At 23.0% G+C, this 2,340-nt stretch carries 3 protein-coding genes; all 3 read right to left on the bottom strand.

Going from position 1 to position 2,340, the window contains the following annotated elements; genetic code table 11:
* Positions 1-484: 484 nt before the first annotated feature.
* A complete protein-coding gene (locus MBFIL_RS03835; protein WP_066971657.1) occupies positions 485-853 on the bottom strand; it encodes a HEPN domain-containing protein in 369 nt (122 codons plus the stop codon).
* On the bottom strand, positions 837-1,157 hold the full coding sequence (locus MBFIL_RS03840) for a nucleotidyltransferase domain-containing protein (RefSeq protein ID WP_066971659.1): 321 nt from the start codon (positions 1,155-1,157) through the stop codon (positions 837-839). The genes MBFIL_RS03835 and MBFIL_RS03840 overlap by 17 nt, the downstream gene beginning before the upstream one ends.
* A 459-nt stretch (positions 1,158-1,616) precedes the next feature.
* A complete protein-coding gene (locus tag MBFIL_RS03845) occupies positions 1,617-1,850 on the bottom strand; it encodes a hypothetical protein (protein WP_066971661.1) in 234 nt (77 codons plus the stop codon).
* Between the last annotated feature and the right edge of the window lie 490 nt (positions 1,851-2,340).

A 2,340-nucleotide genomic window follows, 5' to 3' on the forward strand; every position in this document is an offset into this window, starting at 1 on the left:
GATAAATCACTTAAAACCCAATAAACTAAATAATAATCCTTATTTTAACTTAATATTACTTCATCATCATAATATAAGCCAATAAGTATCAATTAACTAATCAATGAATTATGGAAGATCTCCTAAATATTTAGATAAGGAATATGAAAATAATAAGTATTACTAAATAATAATAAGTATTATATAATTAGCTATTAATATTAATAAAAGCATTCCTTATACTTAAAATGGTTTATTTTTGGAAATAGCTTTTGATCAAACTTTTTTTAAAAGTTTGTTTCATATTATAATATTAACAATTTATTTAATTTAATTTGATTTAAACTTCAAAATATTTTTAATGGAATTAATTAAAGATTGAAGTTCCTTAGAGTTTAATTCATCACCCTAAGTTAGTTATTCTGTTTATTCTTTCTTTCATATTTTGTTATTAAATCAAAATTCTTTGCTATTTTGCCTGAATATTAATGAATCGTAGGATAAGTTATAGAAATTTTTTACATTCTTTGATGAAAAGTTCTGCATTGTTTAAATCTAGTTTCGCTTCATCTTTAGAAGAATTGAAATCATAATCATAGTCAACACTGGTTCTCTCTTCTTGTAACGAAGATAATATTTTAGCTATGTGTTCATCAAATTCCCCATTTACTACATATTCTAGACCAAATTGACGAATAGTTCCACTATGAGTTTTAGGATTTAAACCTTTCTTAAAAAGCAAGGCTTTAGCAGCATAAAAAACTGCATAATAGGAACGATTGATAGAAGCATTGAAATATCCTCCATTAAAGTTAAATTTAGCAGATTTCAGTGTATCCAATGCTTTCTTAAACACATTATTCCCCTGTTCCAATTACAATTCCCTCCTCATCCACATTTTTATAGAAGTAGTTAGACTTATAGTTATTATAATGATTAATTGGAATTATTTTAGCAGAAATATATTCCATATGTTTATACACATTTTCCATCACTTTGCTGTAAACATCATCCATTATTTTAAATTTATCGGACCTTTCTTTTGTGAGAATAAGAATATCAATATCTGATTCATCAGTATCGTCACCACGAGCAACAGAACCAAAAAGAATAATTTTTTTAATTTCTGGATGATTTAAAGACTCTGCAAAATCAATGGCTATTTTTTTTCTATCCATTTTCAACACAACAATAACTAGTTACATATTAATATATTCATACATTAAATTTTATAACATGCCATTAATATTATTCTTAATTATAATTATGAAAGTTATATAAAATAACTTTTTCTATTGTACAAAAAATTTAGCCTGTAATCAAAACTTGGGATTTTGATTTGAAAAGTTTTTGAAATAATATTTCTTATTTCTTAATCACGACCATCAATTTTGTATTTTAAGTGTTTAGCTATCTTGGGATAATTTTTATTTCTTTCAAAAGGAGGATTTAATTTTTTAATGCACTCCCTATAACTTCCAATTAATTCTTTATTAATTTGAAACAAACTTTTGAAAAAAGTTTGAACAAAAGCTATTCCACAATTTAAGCATTTTAAATATGAGAAATGCTTTTATTAATTTGAAACAAACTTTTGAAAAAAGTTTGAACAAAAGTTATTCCAAAATTTAAGTATTCTAAACATAAGGAATGTTTTTATTAATTTTAAAAATAAAAGTTTTGATAAAACTATTAATCTTTTTGGAGTTTTCTGCAGAATCTAATGAAGATTCAATCCAAAATAAATGCATTATATTAGAACAATCTTTTTTATTAAGGTTCTTAACATCTAAGTTAAATACAATGTTTGTTAATTGGAATTTTGTTAGTGTCTTTTCAGCATTATTTAATTCATCAGTTAATTTAAACATCAAATCCTCAAATGCTAACTTTTTCTATTATACATTTTATTAAATTCAAAAAGTGCATTATTAAACCATTTAAGAATATAATTAGACTTAAAAATTTTAATAGTTGAGGAATGTTGAGGATATTGTTTGAAATTGCCAATTGGTATATATTATCAGTACTTCGTATAAGTAAAGTATTATATTGTGTGGTGTGTATTATTAATTGTATGAAGCAAAAAAATAACACACCACATAAGGCATTATTGAATGATGAAGTTCTCTTTAAATGATTTTTGCATTAAATTATTAAAATAAAGATGTTGAATTCAATTTCACTAATTATTAAAAATAATTATATGAGGATTCGCATTTAATGTTTCTTTTTTTGTTCTATTTTATTGATTTTTTCTTTATTTTTTGTGTTTTTATGTGAGTTTTTTTTAATATTTTGTTGGTTTTGTTGAATTGTTTTTAGTTGTTCTTATTGTTTTTGGTTTGTTTAATTTTATGT

It is taken from the genome of Methanobrevibacter filiformis (assembly GCF_001639265.1).
GTDB lineage: Archaea > Methanobacteriota > Methanobacteria > Methanobacteriales > Methanobacteriaceae > Methanacia > Methanacia filiformis.